This window comes from Rossellomorea sp. GQ25 (assembly GCF_059758515.1).
The window spans coordinates 127,827-147,413 of sequence record NZ_JCAXEQ010000001.1; the positions used below are offsets into that span (position 1 = coordinate 127,827).

At 40.0% G+C, this 19,587-nt stretch carries 24 protein-coding genes; 18 read left to right on the plus strand and 6 right to left on the minus strand.

The features are described 5' to 3' along the window. Window positions 1–134 precede the first annotated feature (134 nt). Entirely contained in the window at window positions 135–275 is a 141-nt protein-coding gene (locus tag AC6CIB_RS00695; protein ID WP_498277385.1) for a YjcZ family sporulation protein, read from the plus strand. 64 nt (window positions 276–339) lie between these two features. On the opposite strand, the gene AC6CIB_RS00700 is transcribed toward AC6CIB_RS00695, so the two are convergent. Then, window positions 340–2,133, minus strand: a complete 1,794-nt coding sequence (locus AC6CIB_RS00700) for a methyl-accepting chemotaxis protein (protein WP_498277386.1) — start codon at window positions 2,131–2,133, stop codon at window positions 340–342. A 212-nt stretch (window positions 2,134–2,345) separates the two neighbouring features. Next, complete coding sequence (locus AC6CIB_RS00705) at window positions 2,346–2,504, minus strand: hypothetical protein (protein WP_498277387.1); 159 nt, start codon at window positions 2,502–2,504, stop codon at window positions 2,346–2,348. 626 nt (window positions 2,505–3,130) lie between these two features. On the opposite strand from AC6CIB_RS00705, the gene AC6CIB_RS00710 reads away from it, so the two are divergent. From AC6CIB_RS00710 to yodN, 9 genes are all read left to right on the plus strand, one after another. Continuing rightward, window positions 3,131–4,438: an aspartate aminotransferase family protein gene (locus AC6CIB_RS00710; protein WP_498277389.1), complete on the plus strand. Its 1,308-nt coding sequence runs from the start codon at window positions 3,131–3,133 to the stop codon at window positions 4,436–4,438. A gap of 2 nt (window positions 4,439–4,440) precedes the next feature. Then, entirely contained in the window at window positions 4,441–5,139 is a 699-nt protein-coding gene (locus tag AC6CIB_RS00715; RefSeq protein ID WP_498277391.1) for a 3-oxoacid CoA-transferase subunit A, read from the plus strand. Then, complete coding sequence (locus tag AC6CIB_RS00720) at window positions 5,118–5,780, plus strand: 3-oxoacid CoA-transferase subunit B (RefSeq protein WP_498277392.1); 663 nt, start codon at window positions 5,118–5,120, stop codon at window positions 5,778–5,780. Before AC6CIB_RS00715 ends, AC6CIB_RS00720 begins: the two co-directional genes overlap by 22 nt. An 11-nt stretch (window positions 5,781–5,791) precedes the next feature. Further along, window positions 5,792–7,054 carry a peptidase gene (locus tag AC6CIB_RS00725; protein WP_498277393.1) on the plus strand — a complete coding sequence of 421 codons (1,263 nt, stop codon included), beginning with the start codon at window positions 5,792–5,794 and terminating at the stop codon, window positions 7,052–7,054. A 210-nt stretch (window positions 7,055–7,264) separates the two neighbouring features. Beyond that, window positions 7,265–8,098: a putative beta-lysine N-acetyltransferase gene (ablB, locus tag AC6CIB_RS00730; protein ID WP_498277395.1), complete on the plus strand. Its 834-nt coding sequence runs from the start codon at window positions 7,265–7,267 to the stop codon at window positions 8,096–8,098. A gap of 91 nt (window positions 8,099–8,189) precedes the next feature. Further along, window positions 8,190–9,617: a lysine 2,3-aminomutase gene (kamA, locus tag AC6CIB_RS00735; protein WP_498277396.1), complete on the plus strand. Its 1,428-nt coding sequence runs from the start codon at window positions 8,190–8,192 to the stop codon at window positions 9,615–9,617. Beyond that, window positions 9,610–9,900: a YokU family protein gene (locus tag AC6CIB_RS00740; RefSeq protein ID WP_498277397.1), complete on the plus strand. Its 291-nt coding sequence runs from the start codon at window positions 9,610–9,612 to the stop codon at window positions 9,898–9,900. The genes kamA and AC6CIB_RS00740 overlap by 8 nt, the downstream gene beginning before the upstream one ends. 105 nt (window positions 9,901–10,005) lie before the next feature. Then, window positions 10,006–10,230: a YozE family protein gene (locus tag AC6CIB_RS00745; protein ID WP_498277398.1), complete on the plus strand. Its 225-nt coding sequence runs from the start codon at window positions 10,006–10,008 to the stop codon at window positions 10,228–10,230. Window positions 10,231–10,367: 137 nt separating this feature from the next. Next, a complete protein-coding gene (gene yodN, locus AC6CIB_RS00750; protein WP_498277399.1) occupies window positions 10,368–11,027 on the plus strand; it encodes a germination protein YodN in 660 nt (219 codons plus the stop codon). On the opposite strand, the gene AC6CIB_RS00755 is transcribed toward yodN, so the two are convergent. Then, window positions 11,011–11,181 (minus strand): hypothetical protein, encoded by a 171-nt coding sequence (locus AC6CIB_RS00755; protein ID WP_498277400.1) that lies wholly within the window; start codon window positions 11,179–11,181, stop codon window positions 11,011–11,013. The two genes, yodN and AC6CIB_RS00755, sit on opposite strands and share 17 nt — an antisense overlap. A gap of 123 nt (window positions 11,182–11,304) precedes the next feature. Between AC6CIB_RS00755 and AC6CIB_RS00760 the strand changes: the two genes are divergently transcribed. After that, on the plus strand, window positions 11,305–11,481 hold the full coding sequence (locus AC6CIB_RS00760) for a YozD family protein (protein WP_148969368.1): 177 nt from the start codon (window positions 11,305–11,307) through the stop codon (window positions 11,479–11,481). A gap of 126 nt (window positions 11,482–11,607) precedes the next feature. Here the strand turns inward: AC6CIB_RS00760 and AC6CIB_RS00765 are convergent, their stop codons facing one another. Next, window positions 11,608–12,699, minus strand: coding sequence for a DUF2515 family protein (locus tag AC6CIB_RS00765; protein ID WP_498277402.1), 1,092 nt, complete (start codon window positions 12,697–12,699; stop codon window positions 11,608–11,610). A 291-nt stretch (window positions 12,700–12,990) separates the two neighbouring features. Here AC6CIB_RS00765 and AC6CIB_RS00770 point away from each other — a divergent pair, with 291 nt between their 5' ends. From AC6CIB_RS00770 to AC6CIB_RS00780, 3 genes are all read left to right on the plus strand, one after another. Then, the gene (locus tag AC6CIB_RS00770; protein WP_498277403.1) at window positions 12,991–13,791 is read left to right on the plus strand and encodes a serine/threonine protein kinase; all 801 of its coding nucleotides are present in this window, start codon (window positions 12,991–12,993) and stop codon (window positions 13,789–13,791) included. A gap of 17 nt (window positions 13,792–13,808) precedes the next feature. Beyond that, window positions 13,809–14,579, plus strand: coding sequence for a sporulation protein (locus tag AC6CIB_RS00775; protein WP_498277404.1), 771 nt, complete (start codon window positions 13,809–13,811; stop codon window positions 14,577–14,579). A gap of 96 nt (window positions 14,580–14,675) precedes the next feature. After that, window positions 14,676–14,996 carry a hypothetical protein gene (locus tag AC6CIB_RS00780; RefSeq protein ID WP_482629358.1) on the plus strand — a complete coding sequence of 107 codons (321 nt, stop codon included), beginning with the start codon at window positions 14,676–14,678 and terminating at the stop codon, window positions 14,994–14,996. A 77-nt stretch (window positions 14,997–15,073) separates the two neighbouring features. On the opposite strand, the gene yoyE is transcribed toward AC6CIB_RS00780, so the two are convergent. Further along, window positions 15,074–15,217 (minus strand): protein YoyE, encoded by a 144-nt coding sequence (gene yoyE, locus AC6CIB_RS00785; RefSeq protein ID WP_498277405.1) that lies wholly within the window; start codon window positions 15,215–15,217, stop codon window positions 15,074–15,076. A gap of 17 nt (window positions 15,218–15,234) precedes the next feature. Then, window positions 15,235–15,357 carry a hypothetical protein gene (locus AC6CIB_RS00790; protein WP_258549720.1) on the minus strand — a complete coding sequence of 41 codons (123 nt, stop codon included), beginning with the start codon at window positions 15,355–15,357 and terminating at the stop codon, window positions 15,235–15,237. Between the two features lie 130 nt (window positions 15,358–15,487). Here AC6CIB_RS00790 and deoD point away from each other — a divergent pair, with 130 nt between their 5' ends. The 4 genes from deoD to AC6CIB_RS00810 all read left to right on the plus strand — a co-directional run bounded on the left by deoD (window position 15,488) and on the right by AC6CIB_RS00810 (window position 19,537). Then, window positions 15,488–16,192: a purine-nucleoside phosphorylase gene (gene deoD / locus AC6CIB_RS00795; protein ID WP_498277407.1), complete on the plus strand. Its 705-nt coding sequence runs from the start codon at window positions 15,488–15,490 to the stop codon at window positions 16,190–16,192. Between the two features lie 148 nt (window positions 16,193–16,340). Beyond that, complete coding sequence (locus AC6CIB_RS00800) at window positions 16,341–17,198, plus strand: M15 family metallopeptidase (RefSeq protein WP_498277408.1); 858 nt, start codon at window positions 16,341–16,343, stop codon at window positions 17,196–17,198. Window positions 17,199–17,370: 172 nt separating this feature from the next. After that, window positions 17,371–17,958: a YitT family protein gene (locus tag AC6CIB_RS00805; protein WP_498277409.1), complete on the plus strand. Its 588-nt coding sequence runs from the start codon at window positions 17,371–17,373 to the stop codon at window positions 17,956–17,958. Window positions 17,959–18,076: 118 nt separating this feature from the next. Then, window positions 18,077–19,537 carry a lmo1851 family serine protease gene (locus AC6CIB_RS00810; RefSeq protein ID WP_498277410.1) on the plus strand — a complete coding sequence of 487 codons (1,461 nt, stop codon included), beginning with the start codon at window positions 18,077–18,079 and terminating at the stop codon, window positions 19,535–19,537. Window positions 19,538–19,587: the final 50 nt, after the last annotated feature.

Sequence of the window (19,587 nt, forward strand, 5' to 3'; positions counted from 1 at the left end):
CTATTCCTATTATATAGGAGGGCTACGGTACAGAAAAGGAGTAACCTTAAATAAATTAGGCAAATACACAAACCATTTCTAGGTGAATGACATACAGTGTATTGTAAATAAATATTCTTTGAGGAGTGATAGGTATGAACTATGGTTATGGTTGTGATCCATGTTATCAAGGTGGATATGCTTATCCAGTTGCCGGTGTCAATAATTTTGCGTTGATTGTTGTGTTATTCATCCTGTTAATAATTATTGGAGCCGTTTGCTTCTGCGGGAAGTGATTCCAGATTTAGTTGTTAAATGAGAAATGAAAAAGAGCCGTCACTCGACGGCTCTTTTTTAGTCTTAAATTTTAAAACTTGAAATAAGTTCTTTCAATTTTTCCGCTTGTTGTGAAAGCTCTGAAGCGCTTGCTGTTACTTGTTCCATCGCAGCAGACCCTTCCTCGGATGCAGCAGCAGTGGTTTCTGTGTTCGAAGCCGTAGCTTCAGCAATTTCATTGACTAGGGCAAATGAAGCGGCTACATCGTGACTGAGATTAAGGGTTTCCTGAATATGACCAACCATCTCATCCACTACAACCGTTGTTTTAGTGGTTTGGCTTAGAATATCTTCAAGGGAGGCGTTTGTTTCATTTGTGATTTCAACCCCTGCGATAACCTCTTTTACTCCATCAGAGTTTTGCTTAATAATGACATTCACTTCTTCTTGAATACTGTGTACGATTTCGGTTACACCTTTTGCCGCTTGTCGGGATTGTTCCGCCAGTTTCCTGACTTCATCTGCCACAACGGCAAAGCCTCTTCCATGCTCCCCTGCACGTGCCGCTTCAATGGCAGCATTCAAAGCAAGAAGGTTGGTTTGCTCTGCAATGTCAGTAATGGTACCGATAATCGTCGTAATTTGTGATGAACGCTGTCCTAACGCTTCGACGGTTTCACTTGTATTGGACATGGTTTCTTCAATGTTCAACATTTTAGAAGAAGAGGCTTGAACGGTTCTGCCGCCTCGTTCAGCAACTACCCTCATATCACGAGCGGTTTCTCTTACTTGTTCTGCTTGATTGAATAAGAAACGGGCGGCTTCTTCCAAGCTATTCATTTTATCTAATGAAGTAGACATTCGACTTGTTGTTTGATCGCTTCCAGCTGCAATTTCAGTAGATGTTTCTGCAATGGAAGTAATCGTCCTTGACGTTTCTTCGGCCGAAGCAAGAAGCTCCTGACTGCTGGCTGAAACGTTCTCTGCCATCTCAGAAACCTGCTTCACCAGGATGGCAATTCCGGCAATAAGCTGATTTGTATCAGATGCCAGGTCAGCTAGCTCATCCTTGGATTTTACATGAATTCGTTTTGTTAAGTCTCCGCCTGCGTTTGCTATTTCTAATATAGAGCGACTGATTTTCCTGGTGTTCGTCTTAATTGTATGAGATAAAATGATTCCGAAGAAGATAGCCAATAAAACCGCAAATGCTGATAAGCCAATGGTAACGCCTTTGGACAGGAAAACTTGTTGATTTAGAGAATCAATACGATTATTCAGATCCTTCTGTTGGTCGACTACGATCATATCTACATATGAGCGGATTCCGTCCAGATACTTCTTACCCGTACCCGATTCAACGAGGGTTGCTGCTTGCTCAAGCCCTTTATCCTTCCTTGTCTCGATTACCCGATCAACGAATTGAATCCAAAATCCATATTGAGCTTCGATCTTATCTAATTTATCAAGCTGCTCCTGATCGTCCTGTAATAGAGTATTCAAGTCTTCGATGTGACTTTCTACCTGACCTTTACCATTTTGATAGGGTGCCAGAAATCCCGTTGCCCCTGTAATGACAAAACCTTGTTCTCCTATTTCAATCTCATTTAATACCTTTGATAAATCCTTCACCTTTGTATCAACCTTCATATCGTATGTAATCAACGTGTTGATCTCTTTTTCCAGCTTCAGCATATTGAAGTAAGAAGTAGAGGCAAGGACTAAAAGGACAATGGTCAATAACCCGAATGACAGAACCACTTTTCCCCGGATAGTCCGGAAATATGAGAAGGCTCCCAAGGTATTTTTCTGTTTTTCTTTCTTATTTTTCTTCATTTTTGGTGCTTTTTTTAGATGTTTTTCTCTTGTCTTTTTCACCATTTCCCCCTCCTGAAGATAAGTAAAAAGTAGCATTATAGGATGAACTTACCATTATTTTATACATATCGACCTAATTTATCTAGTCACTTTGTAAACTTTTTGTCGAATTTTTAAGAATCTTAGTATATTTCAATAAATAAACTCTTGTTGAAAGAAAAAAAGTGTCATTTTTGACGAGGTCTTTGAGCTTTAATAAAAATACATATGTACTATTCTTTTTTCTTATAGAAAGGCTCTTTTCGCAAAGATTGTTTAAGATCTGTCTGGGCTGTGTCAATCAGTGTGTGCTGGATGGTGAGGGGAACTGTTTCGCTTGCAGCTAGCGTTCGGCCGATCCTCCTCAGCTTAGCCGAACGGGGTCTCGGCACGCCCGTACCTCCGCAGGAGTCTAAGCAGTTTCCCTCACCATCTTTAAGAGATTTTTCGTGACAGAGCTAAAAGGTGTCAAACAACTATCTTACTAAAAAACTGAATTCTTCATCTTCAAAAGGAAATCAACCTCTACTCAGCTTAAAAAGAATTTGTTTGCCAAAAGTTTGTTGTTTTCATTTATACATTATAAAAAAACATCCTCAGAAAGTTGATTCTCGCTGCAGGTGCTCGACTCCTGCGGGAAGAGCTGGACAGTCCGAAAAGCGGAGGTGGCTTGCTCAGCCCCGACAAGCATAAGATGAATGGGCCGGGGAGGCGTTCTTTGCCTTCCTGGACCATTTATTTTATGACCTCGAGGGGCTAGCCGCCAGAGCTAGACAGGTGAGACCCCGGAGGCAAAGCCGAGGAGCCTCACCGCCAGCCCCGCAGAAAGCGAGCATCCTGCAGCGGAAATCAACTACTACTTTCTTCTCTAAGATAGCAACAAAATTTACGAAAAGAGTCTAAAGAAAAGAAAGATTCCGTTTTTCATACATATGAATAATGGTAGGGAAATCTTTTTATGCAACCAGATGAGCGAATCGAAAGAGAGTACGAATCTGATTCTTTCAGGAGGGGGATTATGCCTCATTCGCATTTAATAAAGCCGTTGATTGGTGAACACTATCCGACAATTGATTATGGAAAAGGTGTGTATTTGTACGATACTGATGGCCGGGAGTATATAGATGCTTGTTCTGGAGCAGTTACGGCAAATGTAGGACATGGCATGGAAGAAATTCTTCAATCCATTGTGAATCAAGGAAATAAAGTGGCATTTGTGTATCGCTCTCAATTCAGTAATCAGCCTGCTGAGGATTTAGCGGCCTTTCTTCACGATAAGACAGGCTATCCATGGAGTTTCTTCGTGAATAGTGGTTCTGAGGCTGTTGAGACGGCGATCAAAATTGCCATCCAGCATTGGCAGGAACAAGGGAAACCGATGAAAAGAAAGATTTTATCCCGATGGCTGAGTTACCATGGTATCACTTTCGGTGCATTATCCGCATCTGGACATTCATCCAGAAGAGAACGATTTGACTCCTTTTTAGGTGACTGGCCGACCATTGAGCCGCCTTATTGTGCTCACTGTCCTTTTGGAAAAACGCATCCTTCATGTGACCTTGTCTGTGCTTCTCAATTAGAAACGATGATTAGCAGAATAGGAGCCGATAATATTGCTGCATTTATGGCAGAACCGATCATCGGTGCGGCAGGTGGGGCGATTACTCCTCCAAAAGGTTATTATAAACGGATAAAATCAATCTGTGAGAGACATGATATTTTGTTTATTTCAGATGAAGTGATGACAGGCTGTGGTCGGACTGGAACTTTTTTAGCTTTAGAGCAGTGGCAAGTAAAAGCCGATATTGTAGCGATAGGGAAAGGGCTAAGTGCTGGATATGCCCCTATTGCTGCCACGCTCATTTCCGATAACATTATGGAGCCGATATTGAATGGGTCGAGAGTCATTATGAGCGGTCATACGTTTAGTGGAAATCCAATGTCTGCAACAGCAGCACTTGCTGTTCTAAAACTGATTGATTCAGAAAAGATGATTGAAGGTGTCGATCATAGAGGAACATACTTGAAAAATCTTATAGAAAAATTAAAAACCGAATTTTCCTTTGTGCAAGATGTGAGAGGAAGAGGACTGATGCTGGGAATAGAGCTGAATTCCCTTGGAGCTCCATTTACTTCTTATATTGTTCAAGCCGGGGTTGAATGTGGGATTTTATTATATCCCGCAGCGGCGGGGATAGATGGGAGGAAGGGCTCCGCCATCATGGTTGCTCCTCCATTGAACAGTTCAAAAAGGGAGCTCGAGGAAATGGTTAAAAGACTCAGAAGAACCTTTCAACTAGTAAAAGAGAATTGGAAGGAGATCTAAATATGTCCCGTCTTCATAATAAAAGAAGCGACTATGAAAATATAAAACATTTTTTTAATGATGGAATGACTTTGATGTTTGGAGGATTTGGAGGGGTGGGTTCTCCTCCTACTATATGTACGCACTTATTGGATTGGGGAACGAAGGATATCACGATTATTGGAAATGATACAGGTTTTCCTCATATTGGAATCGGACAACTGGTTGCACAAATCAGAGTAAAGAAGGTAATCGCCTCCCATATCGGGTCTAACCCGGTAGCAGGTCAATTAATGAGTGAAGGGAAGCTTGAAGTTGAATTCTCTCCACAAGGGATATTGGCTGAAAGAATCCGGGCTGGTGGAGTGGGGTTGAAGGGTATCGTAACCGAAATAGGTGTGGATGATCCTTATTTAAATAAAGGAAAAGAGATACTGGAGATAGATGGGAACCGTTACTTATATGAAACAGCCCTGGTTGCTGAAGTTGGGATAGTATATGCCAAAAAGGCCGACACATATGGGAACCTTATTTATGATAAAAGTGCCAGAAATACAAATCCACTTGTGGCTATGGCAGCAGATATCACGATTGTAGAGGCAGAAGAAATTGTGAATGTCGGCGAGTTGGATCCTGAGGAAATTGTCACTTCGGGTGTTTTTGTAGATCATATTGTTTTATCTAAAGGAGTCGACTGGATATGGGCCTGGGAAACGAATTGAAGAATAAGTTAGCTAAACGTGCGGCTTTGGAAGTGAAAGAGCATATGATTGTAAATTTAGGGATCGGAATACCGTCACTCGTTCCAAATCATCTTCCCCAGGGGTTTCCTGTTGTTTTTCAATCGGAGAACGGAATTATTGGAATAGGACCTGCACCAGGGGAAGGGCAAGAGGACGAAAACTTGTGTAATGCGGGGGGATACCCTGTTTCAATAATGAATGGAGGCTGTTATACAGATAGCTCCATCGCATTTGCCATGATTCGCCGGGGCAAAATCGATTTAACGATTCTGGGCTCCCTGCAAGTTAGTGAAAAAGGCGATCTTGCCAATTGGATCATACCAGGCAAAAAAGTACCGGGTATGGGAGGTGCAACCGAACTTGCCTCGAAGGCAAAGAGAGTCATAGTGGTCATGACCCATTTAGATAAAAAAGGTGGAAGCAAAATCGTTCGGGAATGCACGCTTCCATTAACGACGAGATCAAGTGTTTCAATGATCATAACAGACAGGGCTGTATTTACAATTGAGGATGGTCGATTGATATTAAAAGAACTATTTAATCCATACACACTTCAGGATATTGAAGAGACAACAGAAGCTCAATATACCCTGAGCCCTGCTATCAAGTATATAGACTAGGAGGAACCGATTTGAAAACTCACCGTCTCATCAAGGAAATAATAGAAGAAAAAAAGAAAAGTACAATCAAGCTCCTGCAAAGGTTAGTCCAGGAAGATAGTGTAAGGGGCAATGAATCTAAGGCACAGGCGATTGTCATCGAGAAATGCAGGAAGCTTGGCTTGGAGTTGGACATTTGGGAAGTGAAAGAATCGGATGTGTTGGATCATCCTTTTTATCGCTGTGATCGTGAGAACTTCGAAGGCAACCCAAATGTAGTGGGTGTGTTAAAAGGAACAGGTGGAGGCAGGAGTCTCCTCTTAAATGGACACATCGATGTCGTACCAGAAGGTGACAGGAAGAATTGGATATATGACCCTTACGGCGGTGTGATTGAAGATGGAAAGCTTTACGGAAGAGGGTCAACCGATATGAAGGGGGGATCTGTTGCTCTACTCCTTGCATTGGAAATTGTGAAGGAGTTAAACATCCCACTGAAAGGTGATATCCTCTTTCAAAGTGTGATAGAGGAGGAAAGTGGCGGGACCGGGACCCTTGCCGCATTATTGAGAGGATACAAAGCAGATGCTGCCATTATTCCCGAACCTACCAACATGAAGATTTTTCCGAAGCAACAGGGATCCATGTGGTTCCGCCTGAAAGTAAAAGGGAAATCGGCACATGGGGGCACCAGGTATGAAGGGGTAAACGCCATTGATAAAGCCTATACCGTCATTCAAACTCTTCAAGAATTGGAATTATCCAGAAACAAGAAGGTGGACGATCCTTTATATAGAAATATTCCCATTCCATTACCCATTAACATTGGAAGAATTGAAAGCGGGAAGTGGCCATCCTCCGTTCCTGATCTTGCTATCATTGAGGGAAGGGTGGGGGTTGGACCATGGGAGTCCTTACAACAAGTAGAAAAAGAGGTGGAAGATGTCCTCTCGAAGATGAATAAGGTTGATTCATGGTTTGATCATCAACCTGTGGAAATCGAATGGTTTGGTGGAAGGTGGCAGCCGGGTGACCTTTCCTGTGACCATGAATTAGTGGAAAAGCTTTGCTATCATGCCAATGAAGTATTGCAAACCACTCCAATCATTGAAGCCTCTCCCTGGGGAACGGATGGTGGAATCCTATCTAAGGGAGGGAATATTCCGGTCGTCGTATTTGGTCCTGGAACAACTGAAGTGGCTCATGACGCAAACGAATACATCGAATTGAATAAAATCTACCAAACTGCTGAAATTCTTTCCCTATTTATTTTGGATTGGTGTAATAAAGAGTGATAATTTTCCTCTTTATGGGTATAGAGTAATAAATGATATTTAACCCTTTCACAAACCGTTGGTCAGCTTCAATGTAATCTTATAAACTTCATATCAACCACAGAAGGAACAACTCTCTTGATTAAAGACATAGGTTGTTCCTTTTTATAATGGTTTGTTTCATAACTTACCTTATCACTTCATATGTTGGTAAAAAAGGGGCTTATGAGAATGCAAACATACGAATATATTAAAAAGCCGAAGATAGAAGCTGCCATTTATAAAGATGGCTATAACAGAAGACTGCGGGTGGATGAGTTTAGAGGGAACCCGGTATTATTGTGGGAGTATGTGAAGAAAGAAACTCAGTCCAATCTTTATGAAAAGGTAATTGTGAAAGCAAGACGGGATCAATCTCTCTTTTTTTTCGAAAAAGGTTTCATCTTGGAGGGGGGAGTAAACGCTTACTTTAATGGGGATAAAGCTTTTTTTATGAGTAAGTTTTTAACAGATGAAAGAAGAAATAGCTCTTACTGGAGGGATGAGGATGACATTCTTCAATCCGTCCAGGAGCTCGGTAGACACGAAAGCGCAGGTTCTAAAGCGATTTCCGTCGCGACCGAAGAGCATGCAGCGCAGCTGGCCGACCTTTATCAAGAAGTATTTAAGCTATATCCTGTACCATTACACAATCCCGACTATGTGAGAGAGTCAATGAAAAGTGGGACAATCTTTGTTCATATCGAGGAGGAAGGAAGAATCATCAGTGCTGCTTCCGCCGATGTGTCTTCAACCTGTAAGAACGCCGAATTGACGGATTGTGCTACACGCTCTTCCTATCGCAAAGGCGGGTATATGAAGCATCTGATCCAAAAATTAGAAGGAGAACTGCTTAACCGCGACATTTTCTGTGCCTATACGATTGCCAGGGCACTTTCATTTGGTATGAATGCGGTATTCCATCAGCTCGGATATCGATATGGCGGTAGACTGGCGAACAATTGCATCATCTTCGACAAAATGGAAGATATGAACATTTGGGAAAAAGATTTGAGTGTAATGTAAAATGATGAAAACCGAATGGGGTTCTAATTCATAGGCTAATGTATAGTTTTGTTCTTAGGGGAAAGATACTTTTGGAAAGTTGGTGGAGTAGATGAAAATGAATCTCTATAAACCAAAAAGGGATTGGAAGGATATTGAGCTTTGGAAAGACGTAACGGATGAACAATGGAATAATTGGTTATGGCAGCTGACGAACACCATCAGGACCCTTGATGACTTAAAGAAAGTGGTAAACCTGACACCGGATGAAGAGGAAGGTGTAAAGATTTCGACTAAAACAATCCCGCTTAACATTACTCCTTATTATGCATGGTTAATGAATGAAGATGACGCGCGCTGCCCTATCCGGATGCAATCCGTTCCGATTGGTCAGGAAATTCATAAAACGAAGTATGACCTGGAAGATCCTTTACATGAAGATGAAGATTCCCCTGTTCCTGGATTGACGCACAGATATCCTGACAGAGTGTTATTTCTCGTAACCAATCAATGCTCCATGTACTGCCGTTACTGTACGAGAAGAAGGTTTTCGGGACAAATTGGAATGGGCGTACCAAAGAAGCAACTTGATGCGGCCATTGAATATATCCGGGAGACTCCTAGTGTAAGAGACGTACTGCTATCGGGAGGGGATGGTCTACTGATTAATGACCAGATTCTTGAATACATCTTAAAGAATTTAAGAGAGATTCCGCATGTCGAGATCATCCGGATTGGAACGAGGGCACCCGTAGTGTTTCCACAGCGGATTACCGAGAACCTATGTAATATCTTGAAGAAATATCATCCAGTGTGGTTGAATACTCACTTTAATACATCGATCGAAATTACGGAAGAGTCCAAGAAAGCGTGTGAGATGCTCGTAAATGCAGGGGTTCCTGTAGGGAATCAAGCGGTTATTCTCGCAGGTATAAACGACAGTGTGCCTATTATGAAAAAGCTTATGCACGATCTTGTTAAGATTCGTGTACGTCCATACTATATTTATCAATGCGACTTATCAGAAGGAATCGGCCACTTCCGCGCACCTGTATCCAAAGGACTGGAGATTATCGAAGGCTTAAGGGGACATACATCCGGCTATGCCGTACCGACCTTTGTGTTAGATGCCCCTGGTGGTGGAGGGAAAATTTCCCTGCAACCGAATTACCTTATTTCTCAAAGTGCTTCTAAAGTGGTCGTCCGTAATTTTGAAGGAGTCATCTCCACTTATCCGGAACCGGAAGAATATGTAGCAGGCAGAGCAGATGATTATTTTAAAGAAGTGTATCACGATGAAGAGATTAAAGAACCTACCATTGGAATTGCCGGCTTGATGAATCAAACCCATTCTTCCCTCACCCCGAGTGGACTTAAGCGTTTGGAACGTCGAAAGAAATATCAGGAAAATCCGGATCACAATTCCCTTAAGGACTTTAGAGGAAAGAGAGATCAGCTTAAAGAAAAGAAGCATAAAGCTATGCTATCGAAAATGGAACAAGATAAAAATGATGATAAGGAAGAAACCGTCAATGGATAAAAATAATGTAAAAATATGCGAATGGTGTGAAGCTGAGACAGCTCATGAGGATCAATCGAACGTGTATTGGGAGCTCCCTGATGGTACAAGAGCGATTCAAATCTCGATTGTCCCCAGCATGAGCTGCAGTCATTGTGGAATGGAGTATCAGGAAGAAGCGGTCATCAATGAAATAGAAGACCAGCTTATGTTAATCGACACCAATTTAATCGATAAAGTGATCACTTACACAGAATTAATGAAACTTCCCCGTTTACTAAAGAAAAATTACTTTCGATTTTAACCTTGGATCATTCCGGGAAAAGTACTCACATAAAGCAAACACTTTACGAATTCATCTTCTTCCGCTATCCTTTTAAAAAAGAAACAACAAGGGTAGGTGGAACAGATGAGAAAATCCTTTTATCATTATTTAATGAAATATAGGCAGCCTTCTGCCAAGGATGAATTAACTCATTTCGCAAATTCAGCTTATGATGATCATAGCTTTCCTAAACAATCACAACAATACCATGAGATTAGTTCTTACCTAGAAATGAATGGTCATTATCTTGAAAGTATGTCCATTTTCGATATGGCATGGGACGCCTATTTATTAGAAGAAAAAGTTTAACCTAATAATCCTTGAAGCCAATGGACTGACATTTGTTCTAGACAAATGTCGGTCCTTTTTTAAAAAGGCTTTTCGTGTATACCGATATGATTGTTGTTGCATATCATATAAAAAAGGCGATTAAGGGTGAGGGGAGAATGAAGAAACGAAAAGAGCCTAGATTCAGAGTTGGAGAAACGGTAGTCGTAACAATCTATGGTACTGTCGGGAAAATCACCGACATTAAAAAACTCGATGGTGAGTTTTTATATGAGGTAAACGAAAGTGAAGGACTTTTCAAGGAGAAAGCATTAGAATTGCTTGATTCTTATGATGGATACATTTTTGAACAGGAACAGATCGATATTGAATATAAATTTCTATTCGGAGATCTTGTTATTGTCAAGGGGTATGAAGAGGATCTCTTTAAGGTGGTAGGATTCAGGACGGAAATATGGCGTTATAAGGACGATGCCTGGGAAGACGTTATTTATGAGTTAATGAGAATTACAGATGGAGAGTGGTTAGAAGCAGACGAAGATGAAATCACCTTAGTTGCAGATGAAGAGCAAGCAGAGGCGTTTATTAAGAAATACGGATTCGTATTTCCGCAGAAAAAAGAAGGCAAAATAAAATCGCTTCATTCAACTGCTCACCCAAAGCCAAGTTGGATTGATCAGCTTCTGGACCATTATAATGATTACAAAACCCTGTATCTTCTCTTTAAAGATACTAAATATAAGAATAAGATGGACTATGTGTTAGAACAATTGAAAACTCATATAAACTCACAATCTATTGTTAAAGAGAAGGAATAAGCCACATGATATACAGAAAAACTGGAACGCTTATGATTAAAAATGATAGCAATACAACCCGAAGAATCCACTGCATTCCTGAAACAATCATTCCCTCACCACTTTCTAAATCTTTTAACATCGTTTTCGTTTTCTGAGTAAATGTGCTTAACATCGAATCGCTCCTTATCTTTGATGATAAAGTCTATGCTTGTCTTTTAAGTCTTATGAAAACTTTTTTCTCATAGCATAACTGGAAGAGTGCTGTCATAAATTGAGAATCAAAGGGGGCGATCACATGCGGGAGATAGAAGTCTTTATCGACACCGAGGAAATTGCTGAGTTCTTCATGAAAGAACTCGTTCAAAGAGGATATGTACCGTCAGAAGATGAGCTGGAAGAAATAGCGGATATCACATTCGAGTATCTGATTGCCAAATGTATCATTGATGAAGAATGGGAAGAAGATGTATAGGATCTTTTCAACCATCGAAATGGAAATCACATCGTAAGGAATGTCCTTTCACATAATGGGGATTAACTCTTAAGTGTCTGTCATGTTTTTCGGGTTGCAGAAAAACATGGAGGCACTTATTTTGAGTTAATCCCTCTTTAGATTCACCAGAAATGAGGTCAACGCTTTCCACTTTTTTGTCATAGAAAAATGCTCTGGTACCATCATCGTCAGAAGAGGTGCCATAACTTCGATCGGCTGGTCTGTAAACCAGTCAGACGGAGAGAGTGTGAAAAAAGGCATGTTATCCCAAACAGAACACAAAGTGGGACTATATAGACGAGTTTTTATATTTTTTTTCGAATAAATGTGTGGCCAGTAATCTGCTCTCGATCCGCTGTGGGAATGGTGAATCGCAAATGAGAATGCAGTCGGAAAGACAGAGTGATGAAATAAAATTCCGTATAACCTCTTGCCTAACATAATTCTGCGCTTAACCTGTTCAAAGTGAGATACAGAAAGGCCTGCAAGAGAGTAGGGAGATTGTTTTCCATATGGGAAGAGAATAGAAGTGAATTCTAAACGGTCCTGCAACAGGAAAAGCCATTCTTCCACTCCGATTGGTTTTTTAATATCTGCTAATATTCTCTTTTGAATCATTTGTTGTTCATTCATGATGAGCCCTGTGGTTAAAACTTGTTTATTACCCGTTGTAAGAAAGTCATTCCATATACTTTTCATGAAAATGGAAACCTTGAATTTTTTTAGAAGGTGAAAAGAAGAATGCCCCGTTCTTTTCCACTGTTCATAAAGTAATAATTGTGGATACGCATCTTGAAATATGGCTGCGTTACATAGCTCGAGAAATGAGAAAAACGCATTTTGATCTTTTTTGGATAAGACGTGTGAAAGCAGATTATTTTTAATGTCAGTCATATGATAGCCAGCATTCCTGGATACCATATGAGCAAGAAACGACCAGTGGATTTCAGGGTGATTCTTGAAAAAATCAATGTAACATGCAGTTCTTGTTAAGTTATTGAGATTAGCATCCCTTACTTTCATCACAATACGTTCATACAGTTCAAGATCCTGAGGGAAATAAACAATCGGAGTAGGCTCATGGATTGCTTTATTATAAAGTTCGCAAATAGATTCCTCTTTAAGAAGCGGCCTCGTATAGTCTTTGTTCCCCGTCTTGATTATGTTTAAAAACTTCTGAAACGGTGAAGAGGTCAAGGGATCACGCTCCACTAAGATATTTTTTTATGTTTGAAACTAATTTCAAAATGAAACGTATATAGTAATACAAGTGGAAAAGAAACATTCTTGGGAGGATTACTTATGTTAAGAAAAATAATCAAAAGTCTGTTAAATTCGAAACATCATCGATACAGCTCCAGTGATGCGTGGAGAAAGCATAAATCACCTAAACATAAACATTTTGGACATCAGCATTATAAGAAGCATAAGAGCAAAAGCTTTTTTTCCAGCTTTTTTAGCAGTTGATGGAATGAGAGGAAATGGGATATGCACACTCTTTTCCGTAGACTGATCGATGGCTTTGAACAGACGTGGAAACCTGGAGAAAACATCAATGGCTTCCATATCATCCGATTAGTTGGAAAAGGAAGCTATGGTACAACTTATTCGGTCATGGACCACTCGAATGGAAAAGAAGCCATATTAAAAAGAATTCGCCCTTACAAAAAGTTATTTTCTAATCACGTCCAATATGTTCAAAATGAAATGAATGCACTACAAACTTTACCTCATCCTCAGTTTCCGTCCGTTTATACAGCAGGTGAGTATAGGAAGACTCCTTATTTCGTTATGGAAAAAATGCACGGTCAAACATTCGAGGAGTTAATTTTTAAGGAAGGAAAAACTTACTCAGAGGGAGAATCACTAAAGTTAGGTGTACAATTGGTTATCCTGGTTCAATGGATCCATGAAAATGGGTACGTTCACAGAGACTTGAGGATCCCTAATATTTTACTGGATCATGGAACGCTTCAAATAATAGACTTTGGCCTTGCTTGTGTAATGAATGCAACATCAGAGATTATCCCAGGGAAACATAAGGATTTTATGCGGGATAAATCGAAGAACAGTGATTTCTACGCAATCGGGCATTTTCTGTTATTTTTATTGTATTCTTCTTATGAACCGACGACGAAAAAGGAGAGAAGCTGGGAAGAAGAACTTGCCATTCATCATGATACCAGGATGGTGATCAGAAGACTTCTGCAGATTGATTCAGGATTTAGGGATGCTGCGGAGATCCTGGAGGAATTATACCAAGTGATTGACACATTACAAGAACGATAATCGAGGAGGAATATCATATGTCTTTTTTCAACAAAGTGTTTGCTTCAATAGGAATCGGAGCTGCTACAGTAGATACAAAATTAGAAAAATCAAGCTATCAAGCAGGGGAAACAGCAAAGGGTATAGTAGAAATTACAGGAGGGAGTGCAGATCAAAATATCGATTCTATCTATTTAACTCTTTTTACTACATATATTCGTGAATCAGATGACAAAAAGTATACTGATTATGCTCCCATTCAAAAAGTGCAAATATCCGAGCCCTTTAACATCGGCGAAAATGAAAAGAAAGAGTTTCCTTTTACTTTTACCTTACCATTTGAAACCCCAATCACGTATGGAAATACAAGAGTGTGGGTAGCCACTGGCTTAGATATTAAAAATGCAGTTGACCCTAAAGACAAAGATTATATTGAAATTATACCGAATGAATTGACGAATGCGGTGCTCACATCTGTTCAGGAACTGGGCTTCAGGATTCGTAAGGTTGAATGTGAGCAAGCACCACGCCGCTACAGAGGCCGCTATCCATTCATACAAGAATTCGAATTCGTACCGGTCAATGGTCCATATCAACGAAAATTAGATGAACTGGAAGTAATGTTCCTAAATCAATCTCTAGAACAAGTGGATTTGCTTCTGGAAGTGGATCGACGGGCAAGAGGGTTAGGTGGATTTTTAGCAGAAGCTCTTGAAATGGACGAATCCATGGTCAGACTAACAATTAGAACGTCAGATATCCCTCATCTCTCATCTAAACTGCAGGATGAGATAAATAAATTCGCTTAAAGGATCGATTCGACAAAGATTCCTATGTTTCCATGAAGGATTCGACAAGATCTATGTGTAATAGTATGAGTACAACATAATGACGGAGGGGTGCTCATGCCTTTACTTGAAAAAATCATTCGTCCTAAGCTATTGAGATCTACCTATGACATGACCATTTTCCAAACTCCAAAGTATGGAGAGGATAAAGGCTATGAAAAGGTGTATCGAATCTCGGTTGAAGCAAATAATCATGAAGAAGCCCTGTATAAAACGTTCAGAACATTTAACGTACCAGATCTGGTTCCTAAAGATTATCAGGGCAGATACATTGCTACACGTGATATTATCTTTATTGACGAGGGACGGAGAGGTCATTATTATTATCGCCTTCAGCCAAATGGATGGAAAAGAGTAAACCGGATCTTGATTCATTAAATATGGAACAACGAAAAGTAAAAGGAAAGAATCTTCCTCTCAAGGTAAGATTCTTTCCTTTGTTTTATTGGCAATACTTATATGTGATTACCCGGACCGTTTTTCCGGTTCTGAGCTGAATTTTCCTTAGCATGCGCATTGTGCTCTGCATCCAGGACTTCTTTTGGGATATGGTTATTTTTCTTAGGAGCATTGATTCTGTTTCGGTGTTTTTTACCCATACCAATTATCCTCCTCGTTATGATTTAAGTCTTTCAGTTCTTGAAGAGTTAGGTTGTGTCCCGGAACGGGTAGAAGGGTTTGTTTCATTTGCATGTTGAACTGCTTGCTTCAATTTCTTACTCATTTTTTCTTTAGCCATGTGAATCCCTCCTTCTGTCGTTAGTTTGACCCCATACTCTGCTTTCTATCCTTCCATTTTCAAGCGTTGCATAAGAAATAAAAAAGGATTACAATGGTGTTTCAGCAGACTTGTTAGGAGGAAACGTAAATTGAGTATACATATTAATGCAAAAGAAAATGAAATAGCAGAAACGGTTTTATTACCAGGAGATCCACTTAGAGCAAAGTATATTGCAGAAACCTTTCTGGAAAATCCAACCTGTTACAATGAGGTTCGCAATATGTTTGGATACACAGGGACATATAAAGGGAAAAGAATTTCGGTTCAAGGGACAGGCATGGGTGTACCTTCCATTTCCATTTATATCAACGAATTGATGCAAAGCTATAACGTTCAAAACCTGATCCGTGTCGGTACATGTGGTGCTATCCAAAAGGATGTTAAAGTTCGTGACGTTATTCTGGTTATGACCTCATCAACTGATTCTCAAATGAACCGATTGACATTTAACGGGATTGACTATGCACCGACAGCTAACTTTGATCTTCTTAAACGTGCTTATGATGCCGGCGTGGAAAAAGGCCTTAACTTGAAGGTTGGAAATGTATTTACTGCCGACATGTTCTACAATGACAATGCAGAGCACGAAAAATGGGCTCAATACGGCATTCTGGCAATTGAAATGGAAACGTCAGCTCTATATACATTAGCTTCAAAGTATGGACGCAATGCATTATCTGTACTTACAGTCAGTGATCATATATTAACAGGTGAAGAAACGACAGCAGATGAGCGTCAAACAACATTTAATGAAATGATTGAAGTTGCATTGGAAGCTGCTATTCAAGAGTAGGTCCATTTACGATCAAAAGAAACTGCTTACATTCCCACTTCTGGGTTTATAGGCAGTTTTTCATTTTGTGAAGGATATCCTGCTTACAGAAATCTAATAACATGATAAGATGTTGGATGGAACCATTTTAGAGAAACTAGGTGAAAGTATGAAAAAGATCATCTTCGTAACGGCTGCTTCCTTGATTATGCTATCGGGATGTTCGCAAGTACAAGATTGGTCAGAGAATTTATTTGGCCAGAAACAACAAGAAACAAAAGAAGAGGAACCTAAGCAGCAAACTCCGGGAGATCAACCGGAGCAGGATGAACAACCGGAACAGGAACAATCTCCCACTTCAGAGGAAGAAGCCGTTCCTCCTGAACTACAATTAGAGGCTCAATACTTTAATGATGTGAAAGTAGTGGATGGAAAACAAGTGATTCAAAATCCCTCCAATCTTTTAGCGCTTGTAAATAAGGAATACGCATTAGATGAATACAAACCAACTGATTTGGTTCGCCCAAATGTTCCGTTCGTATTTGGTAATCAAGAACTTGAAAAGGCGTATCTTCGTAAAGAAGCGGCAGTACAGCTGGAGAAAATGTTCGCTGACGCCAAATCACAAGGGATTTTACTAACGGCTATTTCAGGTTATCGTTCATATGAATATCAAAAAATGCTGTTGGAAAGAGAAATTGCTCAATTTGGAGAAGAAAAAGCCGTAATGGCCGTGGCACCTCCAGGACAAAGTGAGCATCAATCCGGTTTAGCCATGGATATTTCAAGTCAAAGTAATAACTTCCAGGTAAACATTGAATTTGCTGATACGAAGGAAGGAAAATGGCTTGCTGAAAACGCTTATAAATATGGGTTCATCCTTCGTTATCCTGAAGATAAGGTTTCAATTACCCAATATCAATATGAGCCCTGGCATTTTAGGTATGTTGGTAAGGATGCAGCTAAAGTCATTCATGAAAACGATTGGTCTTTAGAGGAATATTTTAATAATGTGAAAAAAATATAATGGGTTTTTCAAGGGTTAGGGGCTTTAGCTTCTGACCCTTTTCTTGTCACTTGTGATTGATATTAGAGTCTCTTATTAAAATCATTCCGCTCTGGGGTTGTTCTGTTTTCTCAAGAGTTTACATACAACAATAATAGGGGCCGTCCAAGTTTGAGGTGAGCGGGTGAAACGTATGTTGAGGACTTTTAGCATTCTTATCATAGGAAGTGTGTTTGTAGGGATCGGTATCAATCTTTTTTTCGTGCCCCATCATTTCCTGGACGGGGGTATGATTGGGATTGGCCTTATTGCCCATTACTGGTTTGGTTTTAAGCCGGGGCTCACGATTATCTTACTGAGTGTGCCGTTATATATGCTGGCTTTTTTTGTGGACAGAAAACTTTTCTATAATAGTATTCACGGTCTATGGTTATCCTCGTTAATGATAGACTTTTTTCATCAGTGGAAGAATATTCTCACTCTTCCCCCGCTTATGAGCGCCTTCTTAGGTGGGACATTTGTTGGGATTGGAATCGGCCTTATGTTAAAAGGAAACTCCGCCACGGGAGGATCTGATTTATTGGCTCAATTGATTGGAAAAAGTTTTCACTTGAATGTAGGGAAATTAATCTTTGCTTTTGATAGCATCGTGCTGGTGGTTGGCTGGCCGATCATCGGTACGGAGTCTTTCTTATATTCTTTATTTGCTGTCAGTACAGTAGGGTTTTTTACAACGATTTTGACACATCATAATCATGACAATGGATTTTCCTTTCGTTAATATTGAAAAGCTGATAGAATAAAGAAGCTATGAGCTCAAGATTGCTCCTATAGCTGTTTCGTGATAGTGTAGTCGGTAAATTCACACAAGATACATAGCAACGAAAGTGGTGGAAGCTTTGGAACAAGATAAGACAGATCAGTCACAACAAGAAACCCATTCAAGTTTTATAAAAATGAAAAAGTTTAAATTTGTTATGCTCTTGTTTTTCCTTGTATTTGCAACTGCAGGAATTACAACATTTGCCCTGGCGTTTGGAGACGAGAAGGCAGTAAATGTAGGAGTAACCGAACGATCAGAGTTTCAAAAACTATATGAAGCGTATGATAAGTTAAATGAAAATTACTTTAAAGACCTTGATCAGGACACCTTAGTAAACGGTGCTATTAATGGAATGCTTGATAGTGTGGGAGATCCTTATTCTGATTATATGAATGTAGAAGAAGCTGAAAAGTTCCAGGAAAGCATCTCTTCTTCTTTCGAAGGAATCGGTGCAGAAATACAGGAGAAAGAAGGATACATTTCCATCGTTTCTCCCATAAAAGGTTCTCCGGCAGAGAAAGCCGGATTACAGCCGAACGATACAATCACAAAAGTGGATGACAAAAGTATTCAAGGAATGTCTGTCACCGATGCGGTTCTCCTCATTCGGGGTGAAAAAGGGACAAAGGTTACACTGACCATTCAGCGACCAGGACAAGATAAGCCAATGCAAGTAACCATTACAAGGGATGAAATTCCAATTGAAACGGTTTATGCAGAAATGAAAGAAAATGGTGTAGCTGAAATTCAAATTACGAGCTTTTCAGAGGATACGTATAAAGAATTAACGGAAGCTTTAAATGAAATGAACGATAAAGGCATGAAAAAACTTGTACTTGATTTAAGACAAAATCCAGGTGGATTACTGGATCAAGCTGTGAAAATCTCTAACTTGTTTGTTCCTGAAGGTGAAGTTTTATTCCAAGTAGAAGACAGCAACGGTAAAGTGGAAAAGTATGTTTCAGAATCAGGGCAGAAGGTAGATGTGCCAACAGCTGTTCTTGTTGATGGTGGAAGCGCAAGTGCTGCCGAAATCTTAGCAGCAGCTGTAAGTGAGTCAAACGATATTCCCCTTGTTGGAACGAAAACCTTTGGTAAGGGAACTGTCCAAACAGCCGAAACATTCCAAGATGGATCAAACATGAAGTTTACAACGGCTAAATGGTTAACGCCAGATGGCAATTGGATTCATGAAAAGGGGATCACTCCTGATATTGAAGTGAAGATGCCGGAATATGCACAGCTTCCATATATCAATCCTGAAAAGGAACTGAAGGAATCAGACTTATCTGATCAGGTGAAAACAGCAGAGCAAATGCTCAAGGCACTGGACTTGAATCCAGGAAACGTTGATGGATATTATGATGAAGATACAACAAAAGCGGTTAAGCAGTTCCAGGAAAAGAATGAACTAGAGGTAACAGGAACGTTAAATGCTGAGACGACGGCTAAGCTTATGTCCAATCTTCGAGAAAAACTAAAAGAAAACGATCCGCAAGTGAAAAAAGCGATCGAAGAATTAAACAAAAATAATTAAGTGGAAGATCTCAGGTGAAAGTACCTGAGATCTTTTTTTCTATTGGTTTC

Bases quoted from the DNA above. Each gene is read 5' to 3' on its own strand.
- AC6CIB_RS00715 (WP_498277391.1), top strand. From the start codon at position 4,441: ATGTCCCGTCTTCATAATAAAAGAAGCGACTATGAAAATATAAAACAT.
- AC6CIB_RS00805 (WP_498277409.1), top strand. From the start codon at position 17,371: ATGTTGAGGACTTTTAGCATTCTTATCATAGGAAGTGTGTTTGTAGGG.
- AC6CIB_RS00755 (WP_498277400.1), bottom strand. From the start codon at position 11,181: ATGTTAAGCACATTTACTCAGAAAACGAAAACGATGTTAAAAGATTTA.
- AC6CIB_RS00770 (WP_498277403.1), top strand. From the start codon at position 12,991: ATGCACACTCTTTTCCGTAGACTGATCGATGGCTTTGAACAGACGTGG.
- AC6CIB_RS00720 (WP_498277392.1), top strand. From the start codon at position 5,118: ATGGGCCTGGGAAACGAATTGAAGAATAAGTTAGCTAAACGTGCGGCT.
- AC6CIB_RS00740 (WP_498277397.1), top strand. From the start codon at position 9,610: ATGGATAAAAATAATGTAAAAATATGCGAATGGTGTGAAGCTGAGACA.
- AC6CIB_RS00775 (WP_498277404.1), top strand. From the start codon at position 13,809: ATGTCTTTTTTCAACAAAGTGTTTGCTTCAATAGGAATCGGAGCTGCT.
- yodN (WP_498277399.1), top strand. From the start codon at position 10,368: ATGAAGAAACGAAAAGAGCCTAGATTCAGAGTTGGAGAAACGGTAGTC.
- AC6CIB_RS00710 (WP_498277389.1), top strand. From the start codon at position 3,131: ATGCCTCATTCGCATTTAATAAAGCCGTTGATTGGTGAACACTATCCG.
- AC6CIB_RS00695 (WP_498277385.1), top strand. From the start codon at position 135: ATGAACTATGGTTATGGTTGTGATCCATGTTATCAAGGTGGATATGCT.
- ablB (WP_498277395.1), top strand. From the start codon at position 7,265: ATGCAAACATACGAATATATTAAAAAGCCGAAGATAGAAGCTGCCATT.
- yoyE (WP_498277405.1), bottom strand. From the start codon at position 15,217: ATGGGTAAAAAACACCGAAACAGAATCAATGCTCCTAAGAAAAATAAC.
- AC6CIB_RS00800 (WP_498277408.1), top strand. From the start codon at position 16,341: ATGAAAAAGATCATCTTCGTAACGGCTGCTTCCTTGATTATGCTATCG.
- kamA (WP_498277396.1), top strand. From the start codon at position 8,190: ATGAAAATGAATCTCTATAAACCAAAAAGGGATTGGAAGGATATTGAG.
- AC6CIB_RS00745 (WP_498277398.1), top strand. From the start codon at position 10,006: ATGAGAAAATCCTTTTATCATTATTTAATGAAATATAGGCAGCCTTCT.
- AC6CIB_RS00760 (WP_148969368.1), top strand. From the start codon at position 11,305: ATGCGGGAGATAGAAGTCTTTATCGACACCGAGGAAATTGCTGAGTTC.
- AC6CIB_RS00780 (WP_482629358.1), top strand. From the start codon at position 14,676: ATGCCTTTACTTGAAAAAATCATTCGTCCTAAGCTATTGAGATCTACC.
- AC6CIB_RS00790 (WP_258549720.1), bottom strand. From the start codon at position 15,357: ATGGCTAAAGAAAAAATGAGTAAGAAATTGAAGCAAGCAGTTCAACAT.